This window comes from Massilia sp. PAMC28688, assembly GCF_019443445.1.
Taxonomy (GTDB): Bacteria; Pseudomonadota; Gammaproteobacteria; order Burkholderiales; family Burkholderiaceae_D; genus Telluria_A.
In genome coordinates this window covers 2742876-2765782 of record NZ_CP080378.1, presented here as the reverse complement: position 1 = coordinate 2765782, position 22907 = coordinate 2742876, and the positions used below count along the sequence as shown (strand labels likewise).

20 protein-coding genes and 1 pseudogene are annotated in these 22907 nt (G+C 61.8%); 11 read left to right on the top strand and 10 right to left on the bottom strand.

The window, feature by feature from the left end; translation table 11 throughout:
- Window positions 1-3: 3 nt before the first annotated feature.
- From KY495_RS12415 to mpl, 4 genes are read right to left on the bottom strand one after another with little or no spacing between them, the layout of a single operon-like run.
- Window positions 4-2085 carry an RNB domain-containing ribonuclease gene (locus tag KY495_RS12415; RefSeq protein ID WP_219879747.1) on the bottom strand — a complete coding sequence of 694 codons (2082 nt, stop codon included), beginning with the start codon at window positions 2083-2085 and terminating at the stop codon, window positions 4-6.
- 10 nt (window positions 2086-2095) lie between these two features.
- Window positions 2096-2680 carry a chorismate lyase gene (locus KY495_RS12410; protein WP_219879746.1) on the bottom strand — a complete coding sequence of 195 codons (585 nt, stop codon included), beginning with the start codon at window positions 2678-2680 and terminating at the stop codon, window positions 2096-2098.
- Complete coding sequence (locus KY495_RS12405; protein ID WP_219879745.1) at window positions 2677-3318, bottom strand: YqiA/YcfP family alpha/beta fold hydrolase; 642 nt, start codon at window positions 3316-3318, stop codon at window positions 2677-2679. The genes KY495_RS12410 and KY495_RS12405 overlap by 4 nt, the downstream gene beginning before the upstream one ends.
- A complete protein-coding gene (gene mpl / locus KY495_RS12400) occupies window positions 3315-4661 on the bottom strand; it encodes a UDP-N-acetylmuramate:L-alanyl-gamma-D-glutamyl-meso-diaminopimelate ligase (protein WP_229518624.1) in 1347 nt (448 codons plus the stop codon). Before mpl ends, KY495_RS12405 begins: the two co-directional genes overlap by 4 nt.
- A 115-nt stretch (window positions 4662-4776) precedes the next feature.
- Between mpl and KY495_RS12395 the strand changes: the two genes are divergently transcribed.
- From KY495_RS12395 to KY495_RS12360, 8 genes are all read left to right on the top strand, one after another.
- Window positions 4777-5415, top strand: a complete 639-nt coding sequence (locus tag KY495_RS12395) for a hypothetical protein (RefSeq protein WP_219879743.1) — start codon at window positions 4777-4779, stop codon at window positions 5413-5415.
- On the top strand, window positions 5412-5963 hold the full coding sequence (locus KY495_RS12390) for a TlpA family protein disulfide reductase (protein WP_219879742.1): 552 nt from the start codon (window positions 5412-5414) through the stop codon (window positions 5961-5963). Before KY495_RS12395 ends, KY495_RS12390 begins: the two co-directional genes overlap by 4 nt.
- Window positions 5964-6091: 128 nt before the next feature.
- Complete coding sequence (aroQ, locus tag KY495_RS12385) at window positions 6092-6529, top strand: type II 3-dehydroquinate dehydratase (protein ID WP_219879741.1); 438 nt, start codon at window positions 6092-6094, stop codon at window positions 6527-6529.
- 89 nt (window positions 6530-6618) lie between these two features.
- On the top strand, window positions 6619-7092 hold the full coding sequence (gene accB, locus KY495_RS12380) for an acetyl-CoA carboxylase biotin carboxyl carrier protein (protein ID WP_219879740.1): 474 nt from the start codon (window positions 6619-6621) through the stop codon (window positions 7090-7092).
- Between the two features lie 9 nt (window positions 7093-7101).
- Entirely contained in the window at window positions 7102-8484 is a 1383-nt protein-coding gene (gene accC / locus KY495_RS12375; RefSeq protein ID WP_219879739.1) for an acetyl-CoA carboxylase biotin carboxylase subunit, read from the top strand.
- Window positions 8485-8499: 15 nt separating this feature from the next.
- Window positions 8500-9447, top strand: coding sequence for a 50S ribosomal protein L11 methyltransferase (prmA, locus tag KY495_RS12370; RefSeq protein ID WP_219879738.1), 948 nt, complete (start codon window positions 8500-8502; stop codon window positions 9445-9447).
- 4 nt (window positions 9448-9451) lie between these two features.
- A complete protein-coding gene (locus KY495_RS12365) occupies window positions 9452-10846 on the top strand; it encodes a DUF3426 domain-containing protein (RefSeq protein ID WP_219879737.1) in 1395 nt (464 codons plus the stop codon).
- A gap of 9 nt (window positions 10847-10855) precedes the next feature.
- The gene (locus tag KY495_RS12360; RefSeq protein ID WP_219879736.1) at window positions 10856-11800 is read left to right on the top strand and encodes a carbohydrate kinase family protein; all 945 of its coding nucleotides are present in this window, start codon (window positions 10856-10858) and stop codon (window positions 11798-11800) included.
- A gap of 78 nt (window positions 11801-11878) precedes the next feature.
- On the opposite strand, the gene KY495_RS12355 is transcribed toward KY495_RS12360, so the two are convergent.
- The 3 genes from KY495_RS12355 to KY495_RS12345 are packed head-to-tail and all read right to left on the bottom strand — an operon-like array spanning window position 11879 to window position 14120.
- Window positions 11879-13285, bottom strand: a complete 1407-nt coding sequence (locus KY495_RS12355) for a tetratricopeptide repeat protein (RefSeq protein ID WP_219879735.1) — start codon at window positions 13283-13285, stop codon at window positions 11879-11881.
- A 26-nt stretch (window positions 13286-13311) separates the two neighbouring features.
- Window positions 13312-13611 carry a DUF167 domain-containing protein gene (locus KY495_RS12350; RefSeq protein ID WP_219879734.1) on the bottom strand — a complete coding sequence of 100 codons (300 nt, stop codon included), beginning with the start codon at window positions 13609-13611 and terminating at the stop codon, window positions 13312-13314.
- Window positions 13608-14120: a YggT family protein gene (locus tag KY495_RS12345; protein ID WP_219884227.1), complete on the bottom strand. Its 513-nt coding sequence runs from the start codon at window positions 14118-14120 to the stop codon at window positions 13608-13610. The genes KY495_RS12350 and KY495_RS12345 overlap by 4 nt, the downstream gene beginning before the upstream one ends.
- Before the next feature lie 241 nt (window positions 14121-14361).
- Between KY495_RS12345 and KY495_RS12340 the strand changes: the two genes are divergently transcribed.
- From KY495_RS12340 to KY495_RS12330, 3 genes and pseudogenes are all read left to right on the top strand, one after another.
- On the top strand, window positions 14362-15381 hold the full coding sequence (locus KY495_RS12340; protein ID WP_219879733.1) for a hypothetical protein: 1020 nt from the start codon (window positions 14362-14364) through the stop codon (window positions 15379-15381).
- Between the two features lie 205 nt (window positions 15382-15586).
- Entirely contained in the window at window positions 15587-16084 is a 498-nt protein-coding gene (locus KY495_RS12335; RefSeq protein WP_219879732.1) for a hypothetical protein, read from the top strand.
- Window positions 16085-16753: 669 nt separating this feature from the next.
- Window positions 16754-17515, top strand: a pseudogene (locus KY495_RS12330) (RNA ligase family protein); the annotation flags it as partial.
- On the opposite strand, the gene KY495_RS24075 reads toward KY495_RS12330, so the two are convergent.
- The 3 genes from KY495_RS24075 to KY495_RS12320 form a co-directional block, all read right to left on the bottom strand.
- Window positions 17506-17898 (bottom strand): hypothetical protein, encoded by a 393-nt coding sequence (locus KY495_RS24075; protein ID WP_229518667.1) that lies wholly within the window; start codon window positions 17896-17898, stop codon window positions 17506-17508. The pseudogene KY495_RS12330 and the gene KY495_RS24075 sit on opposite strands and share 10 nt — an antisense overlap.
- A 148-nt stretch (window positions 17899-18046) precedes the next feature.
- Window positions 18047-19156, bottom strand: coding sequence for a ribonucleotide-diphosphate reductase subunit beta (locus KY495_RS12325; RefSeq protein WP_219879731.1), 1110 nt, complete (start codon window positions 19154-19156; stop codon window positions 18047-18049).
- Between the two features lie 78 nt (window positions 19157-19234).
- Window positions 19235-22174, bottom strand: coding sequence for a ribonucleoside-diphosphate reductase subunit alpha (locus KY495_RS12320; protein ID WP_219879730.1), 2940 nt, complete (start codon window positions 22172-22174; stop codon window positions 19235-19237).
- Between the last annotated feature and the right edge of the window lie 733 nt (window positions 22175-22907).

Below are 22907 nucleotides of genomic sequence, written 5' to 3'. Positions count from 1 at the left end.
AGTCTAATCCGGTGCGCGGGGGGCCTCGGGCGCGGCCGCCTCCGCTTCTGTTGGCACGCCGTCAAGAATGGTGACACTGCCTTCCGCCTCCACCGCCTCCTGGGCTGCAGCTTCGCCGCTGTCGGCTTGCGCGCCTTCCTCTTCTTCAAAGTCCAGTTCGGCATCGGCCTGGGCCGGCTGCTCGGCAATGACTTCCAGCAGGCGCGCCTCGACCGTCAGTTCCACTTCATCCCAGCGCAGAATGTCGAGCTTGACCTGGGCCCCGCGCGCCACCGGCGCCATGCCGGGCAGGCGGATGATGAGCGGAATGTCCACCAGGCGCAGCACTTCTTCCTTGAGCACGACGGCGTCGACCTGGCCCTTGTTTTCCTGGCCCAGCCAGCGCAGGCACCAGTAGCGCTCCATGTTTTGCTGGTGGTCGTTGTAGGCGGCGTAGGCCGCATCGAACGCCGACACGATCGAAAACAAGGTGGCGTCGCGCGGTTTGAAAGGCGCCACCAGGGGCGCCGTCACCCCGTGCTCGGCGCAGGCCAGGATCTGCCACTGGTTGACCAGGTCGGTATACCGGCGCAGGGGCGAGGTGCTCCACGCATACTGATCCACGCCCAGACCCTGGTGTGGCGCGGCATGGGTGACCATGCGCACCTGCATCTTGGCAGCCCAGCCGGCACCGCTGCCCGCCCCTTGCGAGCGATAAATGCCCGGCACGCCCGAATCATGCATGAGCTTGCCCCAAGTGCTGTTGGCGAAGATCATGAGCTCGGCCACGATCTTGTCCAGCGGGGCGCCGCGCTTGCGCCGCACCACCGACACCACGTCGTCTTCCACATAAAAGTTGAAGTCGACGCGGTTATTCTGTTCCGGTTTCAAGCCGAAGGCTTCGCGCTTTTGCATGCGCCCCGCTTCCAGGTGCAGGGCCCAGCGCCACAGCAAGCCCATCTCGTCCTTGTGGGCATAGTCGCCGGCGCCGCTGGCCAGCGTTTCTTCATTGACCAGGTCGTCCAGGTCGTTGTGGCGCAGGTTGGTCTTGATGGGCACCATCTCGGCGCGCGTGACGGTCGACTTCACACGCCAGTCGGCCGGGTCGAGCGTGGCATACAGGCTCACCGCCGGGCAGGTCTTGCCTTCGGCCAGGGTAAAGGCATTGACCACTTCGTCCGGCAGCATGGTGATCTTGTCGCCCGGCATATAGACAGTGGACATGCGGCTGCGCGCGATCTTGTCGATGGCGTCGTCCGGCCTGATGCCCAGGGCCGGCGCGGCAATGTGGATGCCCACGCGCACGCTGCCATCTGCCAGATGGACGACGGAAAACGCGTCGTCGATCTCGGTGGTGGTCACGTCGTCAATCGAGAACGCGGCCACGTCGGCCAGCGGCAGGCCCGACGGCGTGGGCGGCACCGGCATGGCGCCGAAACCTGCGCCGCGGGGAAAGTGTTCAAACAGGAAGCGTGCCATGTGCAGTTCGCGCGGCGACGCCATGCCGCCGGCGGCCAGCATCAGGCGCTGGGGCGTGGTGTGCAATTCATTGCAGGCAGCATCGAGTGCCTTGTACTCGATGGTATTCTTGTCCGGCTTGAACAGCAGCTGCTGGACCATGGGACGCATGGCGGCGGGCAAGGTATTGGCCTTGAGCTCTTCCACATACGCATCCTGGATCAGGGCTTGCTGCTTCTTCTTTTCAATGCCGGCCTGGGCGGCGCGCAGCGACGCTTCCGGCGCGGCCTTGTAGCGCCCCCGGCCTTTCTTGTAGAAATAGATCGGCGCGCCATGCAGCGCCAGGATCAGCCCGGCCGCTTCCGCCGGCTGCGGCGGGTGGCCGAAATACTCGGCCCCCAGCTCGGCAAAGCCGAATTCTTCCTGGCCCGCCACTTCCCACAGGAATTCAAAGTCGACATCGGCGGCGATCGCCTTAGCCGCGTCCAGCAATTCCTGGGGGGCTGGCTTGTCGTACTGCACCAGCACGTCCTTGACCTTGACCTTGGTGCGTTTGCCGCTTGGCATCTCGACCTGGTAAGCCTCGCCGGCCTGGGACAGGACACTGCCGACCTTGAAATCGCCGGACTCTTCAAAAAATAGATTCATGTTTGGACGCTTACTTTATATTTGTAGTGTTATGCCGGGGTGCGGCCAGTGCCAGTACCGACGGCAAAAACACCTCGGTTACCAGCAGCGTGCCGCGGCGGCGCCGGTACAGGCAGCGCCGCGCGAATAAGACCGTGTTCTCGTCCAGCCCGAGGGCGGCGCGGGCACGCTGCATCAGGGGGTGGCCGGCGCGCAGGCGCGCAAATTCGAGTTCGCCGCGCACCACGCGCGGGTCGTAAAACAGGGTGCTGCCCAGCGAGCGCTCGCCCAGGGCATTGAACAGCGGCCAGTCGGCGGCAGTGGCCGACATCGGCACGACCGTGTGCGCAAACACCACCGCTTCGCCATCGCAGCGCAGCAGCACTTCGCGCTCCCACACCCGGCCGGGCCGGCGCATGCCGATTGCCGCGGCCTCGTCGCGCAGGCACAGGGCGGTGTGCTGGTGCAGGCGCTGCACCCGAAAGACGGTGCTGGCAGCGGTCAGGCGCGCCGTCAGCGAACCGGACTCGCGCAGCCAGGAGCGCAGCGCGGGCGGCGCACCAATGGCCAGCGCGTGGCGATGCCAGCGCGCCTGGCGCAGCGTGCCGGCCCTCAAGAGGCGGCGCCCCGCCGGACGGCATCGTCACTTTCCACGCTGCGTAGTGGTGCGTGCCACCTGGCCGGGTCGGTCTGCACGCAAAACTCCAGCACCTGGTCGACGTAGTCGGGGAACTCGGAAATGGCATGGTCGCTGCCCTCAATCACATGCTGGCGCGCGCCGGCATAGTGGCGCACCATGTCGCGGTAGTCGAGCACTTCGTCGCCGGTGGCGGCAATCAGGAAGTAGCGCTCGGGCTGGGTGATGCGCGGTACGGCCAGGGCCCGCAGTTCATCGATGTATTCGCGCTTGAACTCAAACGGCTCGTCTGAATGGTAAGCGGTGGTCACGCCCACGTGGGCGTCCAGGTCCTGAAGCGGCACGATGGCGGGATTGAGCAGCACTGCGCGGCAGCCGATCTTTTCGGCCAGCCAGGTTGCATAATAGCCGCCGAGCGAGGAACCGATGATCGACAGTTCATGCGCCGGATAGCGGTCGATCAGCGTATGGATCAGTGCCATGGCCGCCTGGGGCGAAGCCGGCAGCTGCGGGCAGATCAGCTCTGCCGCGCGCCCCAGTTCTGCCATGCGCTTGCCCACCACGCGCGCCTTGAATGATTTGGGCGAGGAGCGAAAGCCGTGCAAATACAGGATCATTTGGCCAGCGCCTCAAGCAGTTTCTGGTGGATGCCGCCAAAGCCGCCATTACTCATGACGAGGATATGGTCGCCCGGACGGGCCGCATCGAGAATGGCCTGGATCAGGAAGTCGAGCTGGTCAAAACTGTGGGCGATCTCGCCCAATGGCTTCAGGGCGTCGGCAATGCTCCAGCCGAGTGCCTGCTGGCTGCCAAAGCCAAATACCAGGTCGGCGTCGCGCAGGCTGCCCGGCAGCGCATCCTTCATCGCGCCCAGCTTCATGGTGTTCGAGCGCGGCTCCAGTACCGCCAGGATGCGTCCCGCGCCCTCGCCGCTACCCAGCTTCTGGCGCAGGCCGCCCACCGTGGTGGCAATGGCCGTGGGATGGTGGGCAAAGTCGTCGTACACCGTCACGCCCTTGACCACGCCGCGCACTTCCATGCGGCGCTTGACGTTTTCAAAGCGCGCCAGCGACTCGGCCGCCTGCTGCACCGGCACGCCCACGTGGCGCGCAGCGGCAATCGCGGCCAGCGCGTTGGTGCGATTGTGCTTGCCGGTCAGGCCCCAGTTGACGGTAGCGACGGTGTCGCCATTGAAGACGACATCGAAGTTCCCGCCCGGCTGCTCCAGCATGGTCCAGTTGACGCCTTCGCTGGTGCCAAAGCGTTCCAGCTCGCTCCAGCAGCCACGCTTGATCACGCGCGCGAGCGAGGCTTCGTCGCCGTTGACGACCAGGCGGCCAATGGCCGGCACGGTACGCACCAAATGATGGAACTGGGTCTCGATGGCGCCGATGTCGGGGAAAATATCGGCATGGTCGTATTCGAGATTGTTCATCACGGCCGTCCTGGCGTGGTAATGCACGAACTTGCTGCGCTTGTCGAAGAAGGCGGTGTCATATTCGTCCGCTTCAATCACGAAAAATGCCGAACCGTCGGCGCCGCTGCCCCCCAGGCGGGCCGAAATGCCGAAATTGAGCGGCACGCCACCGATCAGAAAGCCCGGCGCATACCCTGCGTCTTCGAGAATCCAGGCCAGCATGGCAGAGGTGGTGGTCTTGCCGTGCGTGCCGGCGACGGCCAGCACCCATTTGTCGCGCAAGATATGCTCGCCAATCCACTGCGGGCCGGACATGTACGGCAGGCCGCGATTGAGGATTTCTTCAATCAGGGGATTGCCGCGCGAGACCACATTGCCGATCACGTATAAATCCGGATTGAGCTGCACCTGGTCGGCGCCAAAACCCTGGATCAGTTCAATCCCCTGCGCTTCGAGCTGGGTGCTCATGGGCGGGTAGACATTGGCGTCGCAGCCGGTGACCTTGTGGCCGGCTTCCTTGGCGAGAACTGCCAGCCCGCCCATGAAGGTGCCGCAAATGCCGAGGATATGAATATGCATGATAGTGAAGGACCAATGGATGAATACGGGATTTTACCCGACGCCATGCTTTTTTCGATTCCAAGGTAATATCTCAATCATGATTCCCAAATCCATAGACGACCTTCAGCAACTGCGCGCCCAGATTGCAGCGCTTGCCGCGCGCATGGTGGCGCAAGATGGCGCCGACTATGCCGTGGCCAAGCGCAAGGCGGCCAGCCAGCTGGTCGGTGACGGCGCGGCGCTGGCCAATGTGCTGCCCGACGATACTGAAATAGAAGACGAAGTGCGGCGCTACCAGGCCCTGTTCCAGGGTGACACCCAGCCGGCTCGCCTGCTGCGTCTGCGCACCATCGCCTTGCAGGTCATGGACGCGCTGGCCGAATTCAAGCCTTATCTGACTGGCCCGGTGCTCAATGGCACGGCCGGTGAACACGACGATATCCATTTGCAGCTGTTTGCCGAAAGCGCCAAGGAAGTCCAGATCTTCCTGCTTGATAAAAATGTCGAGATCGAGATTTCCGAGACACCCCACTTCAAGGGTGCCCGCTACGACCCGGTGGAAACGGTCAGCTTCATGTGGCACAAGGAGGGCGTGCATGCGGAACTGTATGAACTCAATGATTTGCGCGGCGCGCTCAAGCCGCGCGAAGGCCGCATGGTGCGTGCCGACGCCGCCACCTTGCGCGAACTGATGGCGGCATCACCTGTTACCGAATCAACCGAGGACAATGAATGACCAAGAAGAATGCTCTCGCCTATGGCGCGATCGCCCTGCTGTTCCTGGGCCTGGGCCTGTATATGGGCGTACGCACCAAACAGGCCGATCCCGTGACCACGACCGTGGCCCCGACGGCCGGGCCGCAAACGCCGGTGCAAGCCATGTTTGCCCAGTCCATGAATGACGCGACCGGGGCCAATCATTCCCTGTCGCGCTGGAAAGGCAAGGCGCTTGTGGTCAATTTCTGGGCCCCCTGGTGCGCACCCTGCGTGCAAGAGATGCCTGAACTGGACCAGCTGGCCGCCGAGAGCACAGCAAAAAACATCAACATCATAGGCATCGGCATTGATTCGCCAGCCAACATCGCCGAATTCGCCGCGAAGCACAAGATCTCCTACCCCTTATATGTGGCCGGTCTGTCCGGCACGGAACTGGCGCGCGATTTTGGCAACAAGCAGGGCGGCCTGCCTTATACTGTCCTCATTGGCGCCGATGGCCAGGTCCGCAAGACATATCTGGGCAAGCTCAAGTTCGACGAACTGAAAGCCGACCTGGCCAAACTCTGACGGCCGCGAGGACCTTTCCACCCCGCCTTTTACCGATCAATCGCTCGCTTTTTTTCGCTTGCCAATGGGAACAGTTGTCGGCAAAATGCGGGACTTTCGCGCGTCCGCCAGGAACAAACCACTAAATTATGGCCAATCAACTTCTGCTCCTGAACGGTCCCAACCTGAATTTGCTGGGTACGCGCGAGCCGGAGATTTATGGCAAGGAAACACTGGCCGATATCGAGCAGGCGGCGGTGGCCCAGGCCAGCGCGGCGGGGGCGACCCTGATGTGCTTTCAGAGCAATCACGAAGGCTTCCTGATTGACCGCATCCATGCGGCCCGCCGCGAAGGGGTGGACGCGATCATCATCAATCCGGGCGGGCTCACCCATACCAGCGTGGCGCTGCGCGATGCCCTGGCGGCGGTGGCGATCCCCTTCATCGAAGTGCATATTTCGAATGTGCATCAACGGGAGTCATTCCGCCACCATTCTTACCTGTCCTCCATCGCGCTGGGCGTCATCTGCGGACTCGGCACGGAAGGATATCGATTTGCCATCGACTTCGCGATGAAAAAGCGTTAATCTCCTGGCATCTTCAAGCAATTGCGCGGTTACGCTTACAACGGTCAGGCCGCACACAACTACAATCAAAATAATTCCAAGGGGTTCTAATGGATTTACGAAAACTCAAGACGCTGATCGACCTGGTCGCAGAGTCGGACATCGCAGAACTTGAAGTGACCGAAGGCGAGAGCAAGGTACGCATCGTCAAGTCGGGCGCGATGGGCCAGAACCAGATGGTCATGATGCAGCCGCAAAACATGCAGCAGCATTACGCACCGGCGCAAGGCGCCCCGGCCCCGGCCGCCCCTGCCGCAGCACCGGTTGCCGTGGCCGCCCCCGAACAGACCGGCCACGTGATCAAGTCGCCCATGGTTGGTACATTCTACCGTTCGTCTTCGCCAGGTTCGCCGGCGTTCGTGGAAGTTGGCGCCAATATCAAGGAAGGCGACACGCTGTGCATCATTGAAGCGATGAAGCTGCTCAACGAAATCGATGCCGACGTCGCGGGCGTGGTCACCAAGATCCTGGTTGAAAACGGCCAGCCGGTCGAATTCGGCCAGCCTCTGTTTGTGATTGGCTGATCGACGACCATGTTTGAAAAAATCCTCATTGCCAACCGCGGCGAGATCGCGCTACGCATCCAGCGCGCCTGCCGCGAAATGGGTATCAAGACTGTTGTCGTGCACTCCGAAGCCGACAAGGATGCCAAGTACGTCAAGCTGGCCGACGAGTCGGTCTGTATCGGCCCGGCGCCGTCGTCCCTGAGCTACCTCAGCATGCCGGCCATCATCAGCGCCGCCGAAGTGACCGATGCCGAAGCCATTCACCCCGGCTATGGCTTCCTGTCGGAAAATGCCGACTTCGCCGAGCGCGTGGAAAAGTCGGGATTTGTCTTCATCGGCCCCCGTTCCGAGTCGATCCGCCTGATGGGCGACAAGGTGTCGGCGAAGCAGGCGATGATCCGCGCCGGCGTGCCATGCGTGCCGGGGTCCGAAGGCGCACTGCCCGACGAACCGAAGGAAATCATCCAGACCGCGCGCCGCGTGGGTTACCCGGTCATCATCAAGGCTGCCGGCGGCGGCGGCGGGCGCGGCATGCGCGTGGTCCATACGGAAGCGGCCCTGCTCAACGCCGTGGCCATGACCAAGACCGAAGCCGGTACCGCCTTTGGCAATCCGGAAGTGTATATGGAGAAGTACCTGGAAAATCCGCGCCACGTGGAAATCCAGATCCTTGCCGACGAACACAAGAACGCCGTCTGGCTGGGCGAGCGCGACTGCTCCATGCAGCGCCGTCACCAGAAGGTCATCGAGGAAGCACCGGCACCGGGCATTCCGCGCAAGCTGATTGAAAAGATCGGCGACCGCTGCGCCGAGGCGTGCCGCAAGATTGGCTACCGCGGCGCCGGCACCTTTGAATTCTTGTACGAAAACGGCGAGTTCTACTTCATTGAAATGAACACCCGCGTGCAGGTGGAACATCCGGTGACGGAAATGATCACCGGTATCGACATCGTGCAGGAACAGATCCGCATCGCCAGCGGCGAAAAGCTGCGTTTCCGCCAGCGCGACATCATGCTCTCCGGTCACGCCGTCGAGTGCCGCATCAATGCTGAAGATCCTTTCAAGTTCACGCCTTCGCCAGGCCGCATCGTGTCCTGGCATGCACCTGGTGGTCCCGGCATCCGCGTCGATTCGCATGCGTATGCCGGCTATTATGTGCCGCCGCATTACGATTCCATGATCGGCAAGGTCATCGCTTACGGTGCCACGCGCGAGCAGGCCATCCGCCGCATGCAAATCGCGCTGTCGGAAATGGTGGTTGAGGGTATCCTCACCAATATTCCCCTGCACCGCGAACTGATGATCGATGCACGCTTCATTGAAGGCGGCACCAACATTCACTACCTGGAACAGAAGCTGGCCGACAAGCCGGACCTGCCCAAGGTGAATGCGCTGGCCGACAAAGGTTAAGGATTTAAGGAACACATGAGCTGGACTGAAGTTGTCATCGAAATCGCCCGTGATCACGCGGAAAGCCTGTCCGACGCCTTGATGGAAGCGGGCGCCCTGTCCGTGTCCGTCGAGGATGCAGACGAAGGGACCGACCAGGAACGCCCGCTGTTTGGCGAACCTGGCATGGTGCCGTCCGAAGCGGCGTGGGACCACAGCCGCGTGGTGGCACTGACCGATGTCGATGCCGACCAGGCCGCCATTGTGGCCGAGGCAGCTGCTGCCATCGGCCTGGCGGCCACGCCTGCCTTTACCACGCGCGAGGTGGCGGACGAAGACTGGGTGCGCCTCACGCAATCCCAGTTTGCGCCCATCCACATCGGCAAGAACATCTGGGTCGTGCCCAGCTGGCACGAGGCACCGGACCCTGACGCGCTGATCCTGGAACTTGATCCGGGCCTGGCCTTCGGCACCGGCAGCCATCCCACCACCCGCCTGTGCATGGAATGGCTGGAAGCGCATCCCGCGCCCGGCAAGACCGTGCTCGACTACGGCTGCGGTTCCGGCATCCTGGCCATGGTGGCCAAGAAGCTGGGCGCCGGCGACGTGGCCGGGGTCGACATCGACCCGCAAGCCATTGAATCGGCGCGCGAGAACGCGGCCCGCAACGACTGCGAGATCGACTATTACCTGCCGGATGACTTCGCCGTGTCGGCCAAGGAGCAACATGCCAGGGGCAAGTTCGATACCGTGGTTGCCAACATTCTGTCCAGCCCGCTCAAGGTGATGGCGCCCATGCTGGCCGGCCGCGTGGCCCCGGGCGGCTTCCTGATCCTGTCCGGCGTGCTGGCGCGCCAGGCTGAAGAAGTGGCCGAAGCCTATGCCCCGTTCATCAAGCTGAGCGTCTGGGCCGAACAGGATGGCTGGGTGGCGCTGCAAGGACAGCTCGGCGCCCAGGCCGCCCTCCCCGCCCGCGGTCAGTAAAGGCATGGCCCTCGCCACCCGCTGCCCCCACTGCAAGACGACTTTCCGGGTCGCCGCCGACCAGTTGAAGTTACGCGGGGGTATTGTGCGCTGTGGCACGTGCAGCCAGGTTTTCGATGGCAATGCTTCGCTGGTCGAACTCGATACCGTCGTCAAACAGCGGCGCCATGAACCCGTGGTCCCGGTCGAAGAACAGGGCGACATTGCCGGCCACACCATCATGGCCGAAGAGCTGACCGAAGTTGAGACTGCCGCCCCTCCCCCGCCACCTAAACCTGCCTACGTCCTCGATTACGATTTGAGCGAGCCGGACCCGGTCGACTATGACCTGTCGGAGCCGGAAGGCTGGGCCGAGGCCAGCCTCGATGAGCCTGCAGACGGCGCCGTCAAGGCCGAGTCGCTGCCCGAGCTGGTGCCGCCGGCACCGGAGCCTGCACCCCAAGCGGTTCAGGAACCGTGGGCCGAACCGGAGCAAGCCTTGCAGGCGGAGCCGGAGTCTGAACCCGAGCGTGAGCCTGAGCCCGAACCCGAGCCTGAGCCTGAGCCTGAGCCTGAGCCCGAGCCCGAGCCTGAGCGTAAGCTTGAGCCGGAGCCGCCGGCCGCACCTGCTTTGGCCCCGGAACCGGAGTACGACCCCGAGCCTTCGCTGGAACTGGAACTCGATCCCGCCGTGCTTGCGGAACACGAGCCTGCACCACCCGTGGACGAGCCGGAAGACTGGCCTTCGCCGCACGAACTGGATCACCCGCACCATCACGACCTTGAATTCGGTCCTTTGCCGCTGGTGCGCGAGTCGGCGCCCTCGCCCGATCCGGAGCCGGAACCGGTTGCGCCGTTGGTGGTGCCTGTCGTGCGCCATGAACCGCCGGCGGAACCGGACGAGCCGGAATTTGTCCGCCTGCACCGGGAGAAGGAAGAAAACGCGCGCCGCCGCAGGCTCACCCTCGGCGCCGGTTCCGCCGTCCTGACCGTGATCCTGCTGGCCCAGGTCGTGACGAATTTCCGCAATACGCTGGCCGCACAGTACCCCGCGCTCGCCCCTGCCATGGGCGCCAGCTGCAAGGTACTTGGCTGCAAGGTGGAACTACCTGCCCAGATTGAAAACCTCGCCATGGAAACTGGCGAGCTGCAATCCCTGTCGCCCACCAGCTTCCAGCTGACCACCCTGTTGCGCAACGAAGGCAGCCTGGTCCAGGCGTGGCCCCATATCGAGCTGGAGCTGACCGACACCAATGACAAACCGGTGGTACGCCGCGTATTCACGCCGGCACAATACCTGCCGGCCACGGTGGCCGCGTCCAAAGGCTTTGCCGGCCGTTCGGAGCAACCCGTCAAGATCCAGTTCGAACTCAAACAAGTGAAGGCGTCGGGCTTTCACATCGCCGTCTTTTACCCTTAAGGCTCTCTTATGACCAAGACCACCCTGATCTGCGGCTCGCTCGCGTTCGACAAAATCATGCAGTACAACGGACGTTTCGGCGAAACCCTGCTCGCAGATCAGCTGCACAAGGTCAACGTTTCCTTCCTGGTGCCGACCCTGCGCACGGAGTTTGGCGGCTGCTCGGCCAATATTGCGTACAACCTCAACATGCTGGGCGGCGATCCCCTGATCATGGCCACCATTGGCCAGGACGGTGGCGAATACCTGGAGCGCTTCGACAAGCTCGGCATCTCCACCCGGGCCATCCGCAAGATTGAGCATACGTACACGGCGCAGTGCTTCGTCACGGCCGACCTCGACAACAATCAGATCAATGCCTTCCATCCGGGCGCGATGCAGTTCTCGCATGAGAACAATGTGGCCGATGTTGGACCGCTGCGGGTTGCCATCATTGCCCCGGACGGCCGTGAAGGCATGCTCAAGCACGCGCGTGACTGCGCCGCTGCCAAGGTCCCGTTCATGTTCGATCCGGGCCAGCAATTGCCCATGTTCAGCGGTGCTGAACTGATAGAGTTCATCAACGAAGCGAGCTATTTGACGGCCAATGACTACGAATTCGAGATGCTGATGGACCGCACCGGATTGTCTCTGCCCGACATCGCCGGTCGCCTCGATGCCCTGATCGTCACCCGCGGCGAAAAGGGGTCGGAAATCTACGCCAAGGGCGAGCGCCACGAAATCCCGTGCGTACAGGCCGATGCCGTGGTGGACCCGACCGGCTGCGGCGATGCCTACCGCGCCGGCTTGCTGTTTTCCATCGTCAACGGTCACGATTGGCCGACCGCTGGCCGCCTGGCCAGCCTGATGGGCGCGATCAAGATTGCCCACCAGGGTGGACAGAATCATGTGGCAACGGCCAGCGAGATTGCCGACCGTTTTGAAACCGAGTTCGGCTACCGCTACAGCGCCTGAGAACGCAGGCGGCAAAGCCTGAGCGGAAGCGCCGCCGCCGTCGCATGCTGTGCGGGCAGCGGCTAAGCGATGCGTTGCCTAGAATCCAAATGAAGGATCGACTGGTAGCGCAACCTCGCGTGGATGCAGGCCCAGTGCGATGTGCTGCTTGTTCACCGTCATTTTCAACGGCAAGGCGATCCCGATAAATTGCAGTGCGAAGATTGACCCCTTTTTCATCTGCTGTCGCAGCCGGTCCGGAAATGGCCCAGGCAGGACCGCACAGCCCTGCCTGGTAGTGCCAATGATGCCTGTCGGGGTCGGCTCCACGTCGCCCACGTGGTAAGCCACCAGGTTCCAGTCGCCCTCCACCATGTGATAGGGGCGTTCAAATTCCTGGCCGTTGAGCAAGCCACACGCCTTGAGCCGCACCGGCAGCGCAGGCAGGGACGCGGCCTTTGCCTGTTCCACGCTCAGAAATTTCCGCCAGGTTTGCAGCTTGCGCACCGACTGCAGCTCCCTGCCCCACTCTTCCTGATCCAGCCTGGCGAGCTTGTTGGCGAGCACCTCGAGCTTTGCCGAACTGTACTGGGCGGCCTCGAACATCTCCTGATAGATGGGCAGCAGGTAATAGCCCGCCTCTTTTGACCCAAGCCGGGCCGCCTCTTCAAAGGCGGCAAGGGCACGCGCCCTGGATGCCTCGTCTTCCTGTTTCTCCATGCGGCCGAGCTGGTAATGGGCCATGGCATTGCCGCCCGCTGCCCCCCGCTCGAACAAGGGACGCGCGTCGGCCTCATTCTTTTCCATTAACAGCATGGTGCCAAAGTTGGTGGCAGCGGCGGCCGATCCCTGATTCATCGCCAATGTCAGCCACTTGATCGCACCGGCCCTGCTGGCGGCCACATCGCGCCTGCCGGCGGGCATGTCCTGCTCCTTCTGCACCCGCGAATAGTCGACCACCTGCACCAGGGAGCGCCCCACCAGCGCCGCTGTGTCCACCTGCGGGTCGATCAGGTAGGCTTGCTCGTAGTAGTGGGCAGCCTTCTCTGCGAGCACAATGGCATGTTCGATATCTTGCGGAAAGCGCGGCGGCGTGGGCGTGTAGGCTTTGCCCAAGTTAAACAGCGTCGGCTTCTTCAGTCCCATGGCCAGCGCTTTCTCGAACCACGCAATCGCCTCATCTGGCGCTTTCTCATCCAGCAGTATGCGGCCGATGTTGTGAGCGGCCCGGGCCGAGCCAAGGTCGAACGCTTCGCCGTACCACAAGCGGGCCGCGGCCAGGTCCTGCTCGACGCCGAGTCCCAGATGGAAAGACTTGCCCTTCAAGAATGACGCTTCCGCATTGCCAGGCGCTTCCCGGTCGGCGCGCAGATGGAAGGCCGCGTATTGCTTGTCGTTGAGCAGTTGCTCAAGGCTGGAGACCGGCTGAGCGAGCGCAGCCGCGTGAATGGAGAGAGCAAACAGCGCAGCCCGCGAGAGCTGACGGACCAAAGAGATTCGGGACATGGCAAGCCTTGAGAAAAAAGCCCAGCCTAGCCTAGCAGGGTCTTTTCAATATTGGCCTGCGTCAATTCCCCCGACTGGATGTCGATCAGTTTTCGTCGATTGGTCAGGCCGCTGGTGATGGTGATGCAAGCGCGCGGCACGGACAGGGCGGTGGCGAGGAATTTGATGAGCGCTTCGTTTGCCTTGCCCTCGATGGGCCGCGCTTGCAGCTTGAGCTTGAGCGAGCCGTCCACCACGCCGACGACTTCCTGTTTTTTGGCGCCTGGCGTGAGCTGCACCACCAGGCGCACCCCGCCCGGGATCGTCGAACACCAGGCCGCTTTCACCGCAAGCCAAATACCATGTCGAGCAGGATCAGGAAAATCTGCAGCAGGATAATGGCCACCAGCATGGAAAAGTCGATCCCGCCCAGAGGCGGCACGACCTTGCGCACCGGTCGCAGCACCGGCTCGTTGAGCGCGCGCACGAAGGGCGCCAGCGGCGCATGCGGATTGATCCAGCTGAACACCGCTTCGATGATCATCAGTGCAATCAGGCCGTAGACCATCCAGGTGATAAACCGGTGCAGTGCCATGCGCACGAACTCGCCAAAGCTGGCGCCGACCAGGAATACCAGCGAGGTTGCCAGCGCCACCACCAGGAAGGCACCCAGCAAGCTGGCCCAGTCATAACCACCCACGCCGGGAACAATGCGGCGCAAGGGGCGCACGAGCCAGTCCGAGAGGGTGAAGGTAAATTGGGAAATCGAGGCGGGCGGACGGACGCGCACGGCCTGCATCCAGAAGCGCAGCAGCAAGACACCGCCGAGGATCACGGCGGCAGCGTTGACAATCAACTGGAGAATACGGAACAGATCAGGATGCACGGGGATTCCTTAAAAAAAACCGCTGTGTGACAAGTATCACACAGCGGTATTTTGCCCTATCGAGGCACAGCCTGCCAATTACGGACGGCTGCTGGTCGGGAAAGGCCATGCTGCTGCAGGAGCGACAACAGTTTTAGCGGCTGGTGCCGGGGCCGCTGGTGCTGCCGCTGGCTTGGCTGCCTCTGGCTTTGATGCCTCAGCTGGTTTGGCCGTGTCAGCTGCCTTCGGCGCGGCTGCCTTCTTGGGGGCCGCCGCTTTTACCGCTGGCTTGTCCGCTGCTGGCTTGGCCGCAGCGGCTTCAGGCTTTTTTGCTGCTGGCTTAGCCGCCACCTTTTTTGCGGCTGGCTTGGCGGCAGATTTCGCTGCTGGCTTTGCTGCTGCTTTAGTAACTGCCTTGCTGCCTGCAGTTTTGGTGGACTTGGACGCGGTTGACTTCGACGCAGCCGATTTGGCAGCCGACTTCGATGCAGTTGACTTGCCAGCTGCCGACTTGGTGGACGACTTGCTGGCGGACTTCGTTGCCGAAGTGCCCTTCTTGGCTGCCGGCTTGGCGGCCGACTTGGTCGCGCTGGCCTTCTTTGCTGCCGGCTTGGCGGCCGACTTGGACGCGCTAGCCTTCTTAGCCGCTGGCTTGGCGGCCGACTTGGACGCGCTGGCCTTCTTTGCTGCCGGCTTGGCGGCCGACTTGGTCGCCGTAGCTTTCTTTGCTGCTGGCTTGGCTGCCGACTTGGTTGCCGTAGCCTTCTTTGCTGCTGGCTTGGCTGCCGACTTGGTTGCCGTGGCCTTCTTTGCTGCCGGCTTGGCGGCCGATTTGGTCGCCGTAGCTTTCTTTGCTGCTGGCTTGGCGGCCGACTTGGTTGCCGTGGCCTTCTTTGCTGCTGGCTTGGCGGCCGACTTGGTGGCAGTCGCCTTCTTCGCTGCTGGCTTGGCGGCCGATTTGGTCGCTGTCGCCTTCTTCGCTGCTGGCTTGGCGGCCGGCTTGGCTGCTGCCTTTGCTGCTGGCTTGGCGGCTGCAGTTTTCTTCGCTGGTTTCTCGGCAGCGGCTTTCGCGGCTGTCTTCTTTGCTGCTGGTTTCTTAGCGGCTGTTGCCATTTGGGTTCTCCTTCATCTGCGATGGGAAAAAATCACGCTACAAGATTTAAAACCCGTCCGACCCGTAACTAGGTCAGGCGAATTATTCATCGGCACAAACGTGTTCCCTGTTTATGCTAATGAATTCGGCACCAGCTGAACTGCTGCAACTCCTCACTTTTGCAGCACTTCAGCTTCAGTCATTCCTCAACCGGGAACGACAAATCTGGACTTCCAGTGCGCTGACTACCATCGCGACAAGCCATAACCCGAAAAGAAAAAGCCGCCATGCCTGAACAGGATCAGGCAGTGCGGCTATTTTTTTTCGTAGAGGTCACGTGCATATCTGGTTGAATCAGCGTCCCATGTTCGATCGGTTTTTGTCTGCGCGCGCGATAAAAAAACTGCGTTCACGTTTCGACAAATTCAATCACGTAAAGTACACGAAAACCTTGTCAGTGCGCAACTGGCGCGCGCGCATTCGTTTACTTTTTTTTGCGCCGAACGCGCCCAACGCACATAAGGCTTCCTTCAACGCGCCATTTTTTCGCGCGCATGCGCGCCTCAGTTGCGGCGCGCGCGCTGCACATCGCGCGCTCATTGTCAGCGCGTCCAACGCACGCGCACCACGCATCAAACGGCAGTGCTTGCGAGGCCGCCGCGGTGGCGAATGTGCGGCCCTGGCATGGGCCATGGCCGCGCATGAACTGGCATCTTGCGGCCTTGATCGGGGACCGCGTATCGGCCAGGCGCGCGGCTTGTGCGGCGCGCGCGCGCAGTGCCGGCGAAGTGGGGATAGCAGCGCAAGCGCGACGCCGGCGCGCGCCGCGACGCTGGCGCAAAAATCGCAATGCATTGATTAGTCACGCAAATTTTTTCTGACGCGAGGCGCGGGGAGTTTTTCACGCCGCATCAGGACCCGCTCCGGCAAGGTCGCAGGCGCGCAATCGGCCGCGCCAAGGCCAAGCGATGAGATGTCACGCAAGCGGATGCGGTGGCGCTCAACCGACCCTCGATCATCGTCCGCATCTGTATTTGCACGGCACCTGCGTCGCGCCAAATCAGCGGTCGCGACACGCCCGATGCAGCCATGTTTGAGCCACCGAAAACGCTTGATCGAAGGCGCCGCGCGGCACCTTTTACCGTCCAAAAATTTGCCTGCGCTGCACGCGACATCACACGCTGAAAAATGTCCGAGACCGGCAACGGGTGCTGCGGCTCTTTGTCGTGTGACGACGACAATCGCGGTGAGAAGCGTTGGGATTTTTCCACATTCGCACGCATGCGAAATCAATCGTGCACGGGCGCGTGCCGGTACGCGCATTTGCCGCTGACCAGTAAGTGTCGGCGAAGGCCTCATCGAGGACCATGAGCGCACGACACCGTGGCCTCAAAATGCAGGGAGCAGCGATGCCGGCACAGGATCGCTCGTCAATCCGTGCTGCCCGCCTGGTCAACAACCAGATCTCCACCGTGGGACCGGTGTAGTTCCTTCCTGTTCGTCAGTTCCCTTCACTGTCGCGGCGCATCTCATGACGAACTTCATACAAAATCTGGCAGTACACCAATACCCTTCCACCCGGCATCTGCAGGGTTCACAACTTCAGGCTGGCGACGGCAGCCTGGCGGGCCGCTTTATCGTGGTCGAGGAAAAGCTCGACGGCGCCAATGCCGGTGTCGGTTTCAGCAGTGCTGCTGAGCTGCTGCTGAAACGCCGTGGCCACTATCTTGGGGCGGTAGGCGCGAGCGCCAGTTCGAGATCCTCAAACGCTGGGCCGCGGCGCAAGAGAACGCGCTGCTGACGCCCTCGGCGACAGCTACATCATGTATGGCGAATGGATGGCCAAGAGGCACAGCATTTTCTATGACAACTTGCCGCATCTGTTCTGCGAGCTTGATATGTACGACCGCGCACGCCAGGTTTTCCTGTCGACCGCGGCCCGTGCGATGCTGGTGGAAGCAGCGCCGGTGCTGTCCGTGCCGTGCTGTACGCCGGGCCGATCTGCTGCAGTTGCTGCAGCCCTCCCTGGCTAAGACAGCGCCCTGGCGGGCCGCGGCCGAGCAAGTGGTGCGGCGCCAGGGACTGGACACGGCGCAAAGCTGGTCCCAGGCCCACAAATCGGACCTGGCCAAAGGCTTGTACATCAAGATTGAAGACAATGGCATGGTGACCGGCCGCCACCGAATGGGTACGCAGCGATTTCGTGCAGGCGATCCTGGACGCGAACATGCACCACGCCCGGCAACCGTTCATTCCCAATCAGCTGACCCACGGCGTGGACATTTACGCGCCGGCGCTCGCCATTGATGTGCGTATTTTGTTCTGGCGGGCGGCAAAGCCGGCCAAGGTGCAGAGTTTCTGGCCCGCAAACTGTCGCATGCACTGGACCTGCGGCTGCTGGCGGCTGTGGCCCAGGCCGACATGGAAGGCCGGCGTTACGCCAAGCAGCAGGACTGTCTGGTCGACATTGAACTGTTTCGCGTACTGGCGCGTGAAGAGGGCTGTTACGGCACGCCCAAGGCATTTGCCGACTGCTGTCAACTGCCATACCGGCTCGCTTATTTCCGCGGCGCCGGCATCGGGCCGGACTTCGTCCACCACCAGAACGCCGGTTCGCAGGTGACCATGATGGCGGGGCTGCCGGCGTCCGGCAAGAATCACTGGGTCAGCACGCATCGGCGTGGCCCGCCGGCCGTGTCAATCGATGACGCGCGCACCGCGCTGGGGCTGCGCCATGGGCCTGGCCCGCTGCACTGGCTGCGACGGACGGGGTGGCCCGCCAAGGGCGAAAAAAAACCGGCATTGCCGGTTTTTTTGCTGAGGATTACTCCCAGTTCAGCGCGCCACCCGTCTGGTACTCGGTCACGCGTGTCTCGAAGAAGTTACGCTCCTTCTTCAGGTCGATCATCTCGCTCATCCACGGGAAGGGATTTTCTTCCTGGGCGAACAGCGCGTCGATGCCGATCTGCTGGGCCCGGCGGTTGGCGATGAAGCGCAGGTAGCCCTTGAACATGGTCGCGTTCAGGCCCAGCACGCCACGCGGCATGGTGTCTTCGGCGTAGGCATACTCCAGGTCCACGGCTTTGAGGAACAGTTGCTTGATCTCTTCCTTGAAGGCAGGCGTCCACAGCATCGGATTTTCCATCTTGATCGTGTTGATCAGGTCGATACCAAAGTTGCAATGCATCGATTCATCACGCAGGATGTACTGGTACTGCTCGGCTGCGCCCATCATCTTGTTCTGGCGGCCCAGCGCCAGGATCTGGGTGAAGCCCACGTAGAAGAACAGGCCTTCCATCAGGCAGGCAAACACGATCAGGGACTTGAGCAGCTTCTGGTCGTTTTCCACGGTGCCGGTGGTAAATGCCGGATCGGTCAGGGTGTTGATGAACGGAATCAGGAACTCGTCCTTGTCGCGGATCGATTTCACTTCGTTGTAGGCATTGAAAATCTCGGCCTCGTCCAGGCCCAGGGACTCCACGATGTACTGGTAGGCGTGGGTGTGGATGGCTTCCTCAAACGCCTGGCGCAGCAGGTACTGGCGGCATTCCGGCGCCGTGATATGGCGATAGGTGCCCAGCACGATGTTGTTGGCGGCGAGCGAATCGGCAGTGACGAAAAAGCCCAGGTTGCGCTTGACGAGGCGGCGCTCGTCATCGGTCAGGCCGTTGGGGTTCTTCCACAGCTCGATGTCGCGCTGCATGTTTACTTCCTGCGGCATCCAGTGGTTGGCACAGCCGGCCAGGTACTTGTCCCAGGCCCATTTATACTTGAACGGTACCAGCTGGTTGACGTCGGTCTTGCCGTTGATGATGCGCTTGTCGTCGGCGTGTACACGCTTGGCTACGGCCTCGGCCGGTGCGGCTTCGCTGGCGGCAAGCGGCGCTGGGCGCGCGGCTGGCGCGCTGGCGGTTTCATCGTCCCATGACAACATAATTATTCCTCTTATATAGTGCAGTTCAAACTGTATGTGTGCGCGGCGCGGAACTTTTCAATCCCGCGCCCGCTGTGATTACTGGCAAGCTTCGCATTCCTCGAAGCCATCATCGCCCGGACGCAGGTAGCATGCCGCGCCCTCTTCCACCTCGGCCGTGGCCGACGCTGCCGAAGCCGCTGGTGCCGGCGCGCCGCCGGCGGCTGCCATGGCGCTGGCCGACATGCCGCCGTCCACTGCCACCGCATTCAATGCGCCGGTCTTGGAGGTTGACTTCTCCATGTGCGTCGCAGCAATGGTACGCAGGTAGTAGGTGGTCTTCAGGCCACGCTGCCATGCCAGCTTGTAGGTCTCGTCCAGCTTCTTGCCCGAGGCGCCCGCCATGTAGATGTTCAGCGACTGGGCCTGGTCGATCCACTTCTGGCGGCGCGACGCCGCTTCCACCAACCAGCTTGGCGACACTTCAAAGGCGGTGGCATAGATGTCGCGCAAGTCTTGCGGAATGCGGTCGATCTTGGCCAGCGAGCCATCGAAATACTTCAGGTCGGCAATCATCACTTCATCCCACAGGTCACGCGCCTTCAGGTCACGCACCAGATAGGAGTTGATCTCAGTAAATTCACCCGACAGGTTCGACTTCACGTACAGGTTCTGGAAGGTCGGTTCGATACAGGCCGACACGCCAATGATGTTCGAGATGGTGGCGGTCGGGGCGATGGCCACGCAATTGGAATTGCGCATGCCAAACTGCTTGATGCGCTCGCGCACCACGGTCCAGTCCATGGCCGAGGAATTGTCCACTTCCAGGTAGCCACCGCGCTCTTCGGCCAGCAGGGCCACCGAGTCTTGCGGCAGGATGCCACGGTCCCACAGGGAGCCGGTGTAGGACTCATAGCGGCCGCGCTCTTCGGCCAGCTCGGTCGACGCCAGGTAGGCGTAGTAGCAGACAGCTTCCATCGAACGGTCAGCGAACTCGACAGCCTGGTGCGAGGAGTACGGAACGCGCATCATGTGCAGGCAGTCCTGGAAACCCATGATACCGAGGCCCACCGGACGATGGCGCATGTTTGAATTGCGTGCCTTGTCGACGGCGTAGTAATTGATGTCGATCACGTTGTCGAGCATGCGCATGGCGGTACGCACCGTCTTTTGCAGCTTGACGGCGTCGAGCTTGCCTTCTTTCATGTGGGCCGGCAGGTTGACCGAACCCAGATTGCACACGGCAATCTCGCTCTCGTTGGTGTTGAGGGTGATTTCCGTGCACAGGTTCGAGCTGTGGACCACGCCCACGTGCTGCTGCGGCGAACGGATGTTGCATGGATCTTTAAAGGTGATCCATGGGTGGCCCGTTTCAAACAGCATCGACAGCATCTTGCGCCACAGGTCGAGGGCGGCTACCTTCTTGAATACGCGGATCTCGCCGGCGGCAGCTTTCGCTTCGTAGCCGAGGTAAGCCTGCTCAAAGGCGCGGCCGACCTTGTCGTGCAGGTCCGGGCAGTCCGATGGCGAGAACAGGGTCCAGTCGCCCTTTTCCATCACGCGCTTCATGAACAGGTCGGGAATCCAGTTGGCCGTGTTCATGTCGTGGGTGCGGCGGCGATCGTCGCCCGTGTTCTTGCGCAGGTCGAGGAATTCCTCGATGTCCATGTGCCAGGTTTCCAGGTAGGCGCATACCGCGCCCTTGCGCTTGCCGCCCTGGTTGACCGCCACGGCCGTGTCGTTGACCACTTTCAGAAACGGCACCACGCCTTGCGACTTGCCGTTGGTGCCCTTGATGTGGGCGCCCAGGGCGCGCACCGGGGTCCAGTCGTTACCCAGGCCGCCGGCAAACTTGGCCAGCAGGGCGTTTTCCTTGATGGCGTCGTAGATGCCTTCCAGGTCGTCCGACACGGTGGTCAGGTAGCACGAGGACAGCTGCGAGCGCAGCGTGCCCGAATTGAACAGGGTCGGCGTGGAGCTCATGAAGTCGAACGACGACAGCAGGTTGTAGAACTCGATGGCACGCGCTTCGCGGTTCGCTTCGCGCAGCGACAGGCCCATGGCCACGCGCATGTAAAAAGCCTGCGGCATTTCGATGCGCACGTCGCGTACGTGCAGGAAGTAGCGGTCGTACAGGGTCTGCAGGCCGATGTAGCCGAACTGCAGATCGCGGTCGGCCACCAGCGCGCGGGCCAGCTTGGCCAGGTCGAAGGTGGCCAGGGCCGGGTCGAGCAGTTCATTCTCGATGCCCTTGGCGATGTACTGCGGGAAGTACTCTATATAGTGTGCAGCCGCTTTCGCCTGTGGCACTTCCTGGCCGAACACTTCCTTGCGGATGGTGTGCAGCAGGATGCGGGCCGTGACCTGCGAGTAGGCCGGGTCCTTTTCCATCAGCGCGCGCGCCGCCAGGATGGCGGACTTGTGCAGCTCTTCGACCGGCACGCCGTCGTACAGGTTCTTGACCGTTTCGGCCAGGATGGCGTCGGCGTCGACGTGCTTTTCCAGGCCCACGCAGGCGGCGTTGATCAGGTCACGCACCTGGTTCATGTCGAGCATGCGGCGCTCGCCGTTTTCCGTCACATGGATGCGCGGCTCGTCGGCCTGGGCAGTGGCGCCCTGGGCCGCCTTTTGCAGACGGCGCTCTTCCATGTGCTTGGCGCGATACAGCACGTAGGCACGGGCCACGTCATGCTCGCCCGAGCGCATCAGCGACAGCTCCACCTGGTCTTGCACGTCTTCGATATGGAAGGTGCCGCCCGATGGCTGGCGCCGTACCAGCGCGGCCACCACATTGTTGGTCAGCTGTTCGACCAGTTCGCGCACGCGGGCCGACACGGCGCCCTGGCCGCCGGTCACGGCGAGGAATGCCTTGGTCATGGCTACCGAGATCTTCGACGGTTCAAACGCGACTACGGCGCCGTTGCGGCGGATGATGCGGTAGTCACCGCTGGCGGCAATGGCGGCCGGAGAATTCTCGACGGCCTTGTTTGCTGCCGGCGTATGGGCGGATGCCGGCGAAGTATCTTGGGTTGTCTGCATGGGACCTCCTGGAACGGCGGGCAGTTGTGCTGCGCCGATTGTTATAACAAGTTAATCAAACAAAAATAGACCATTCCTGCCCGGCTAGCGGCGGGAAAATCTATTTACATTGGGTAATATGGCGTGATCCCTGGAACTAGAACTTCAAAGGCAGCGACATCATGCATATTGGGTGAAGTTCTCTTGAGACCACTAGATGTAGTACATCGATGAAAAGTTAGAACTAATTGTAGTGGCTCGACCCGGCACACGCAATAGCAATGCGGAATCTTCACCCTAATTTTTTTGACATTTTTTAGCGTGCACAGCCTTGACTTTTCGCAAGCCCGGAAAATGAACGAGTGTGCGGTTAGCGAGTACTAACTACTGTGATTAATCCCATCGCTGCGCTCCCACCGTCCCAGGTAGTGAGGTGTCCCGCCCGTTCATTTTCACGGTCGCTTCCTCCTCTTTAGTACCAAGTACGTAGAGAGCCGCTCGCACCACGAAGGTGACGCAATCGGTAGCAGCATCTTAAACATTTAAGCCCGCCTCTTGTATAATAGTAAATGTTTTCAGCTGCGTCTTATTTTTCTTGCTCGCAGACAAAAGTTATGCATATAAGAGCTGACCAATTTCAATCCGGCCATGGCGAGTTGTCTGTAAAAAAGAATACGCGCGCGAAAGGGTGTGGCGAGTGTGGCGAGCTTTACATTCCAAGGGCAGCCGTTTAACGTTTTTCAGGGATAGGTAG

Bases quoted from the DNA above. Each gene is read 5' to 3' on its own strand.
- KY495_RS12415 (WP_219879747.1), bottom strand. From the start codon at position 2,085: ATGAATCTATTTTTTGAAGAGTCCGGCGATTTCAAGGTCGGCAGTGTC.
- KY495_RS12405 (WP_219879745.1), bottom strand. From the start codon at position 3,318: ATGATCCTGTATTTGCACGGCTTTCGCTCCTCGCCCAAATCATTCAAG.
- mpl (WP_229518624.1), bottom strand. From the start codon at position 4,661: ATGGGCGGGCTGGCAGTTCTCGCCAAGGAAGCCGGCCACAAGGTCACC.
- KY495_RS12395 (WP_219879743.1), top strand. From the start codon at position 4,777: ATGATTCCCAAATCCATAGACGACCTTCAGCAACTGCGCGCCCAGATT.
- KY495_RS12390 (WP_219879742.1), top strand. From the start codon at position 5,412: ATGACCAAGAAGAATGCTCTCGCCTATGGCGCGATCGCCCTGCTGTTC.
- aroQ (WP_219879741.1), top strand. From the start codon at position 6,092: ATGGCCAATCAACTTCTGCTCCTGAACGGTCCCAACCTGAATTTGCTG.
- accB (WP_219879740.1), top strand. From the start codon at position 6,619: ATGGATTTACGAAAACTCAAGACGCTGATCGACCTGGTCGCAGAGTCG.
- accC (WP_219879739.1), top strand. From the start codon at position 7,102: ATGTTTGAAAAAATCCTCATTGCCAACCGCGGCGAGATCGCGCTACGC.
- prmA (WP_219879738.1), top strand. From the start codon at position 8,500: ATGAGCTGGACTGAAGTTGTCATCGAAATCGCCCGTGATCACGCGGAA.
- KY495_RS12365 (WP_219879737.1), top strand. From the start codon at position 9,452: ATGGCCCTCGCCACCCGCTGCCCCCACTGCAAGACGACTTTCCGGGTC.
- KY495_RS12360 (WP_219879736.1), top strand. From the start codon at position 10,856: ATGACCAAGACCACCCTGATCTGCGGCTCGCTCGCGTTCGACAAAATC.
- KY495_RS12355 (WP_219879735.1), bottom strand. From the start codon at position 13,285: ATGTCCCGAATCTCTTTGGTCCGTCAGCTCTCGCGGGCTGCGCTGTTT.
- KY495_RS12335 (WP_219879732.1), top strand. From the start codon at position 15,587: ATGTTCGATCGGTTTTTGTCTGCGCGCGCGATAAAAAAACTGCGTTCA.
- KY495_RS24075 (WP_229518667.1), bottom strand. From the start codon at position 17,898: ATGCGTGCTGACCCAGTGATTCTTGCCGGACGCCGGCAGCCCCGCCAT.
- KY495_RS12325 (WP_219879731.1), bottom strand. From the start codon at position 19,156: ATGTTGTCATGGGACGATGAAACCGCCAGCGCGCCAGCCGCGCGCCCA.
- KY495_RS12320 (WP_219879730.1), bottom strand. From the start codon at position 22,174: ATGCAGACAACCCAAGATACTTCGCCGGCATCCGCCCATACGCCGGCA.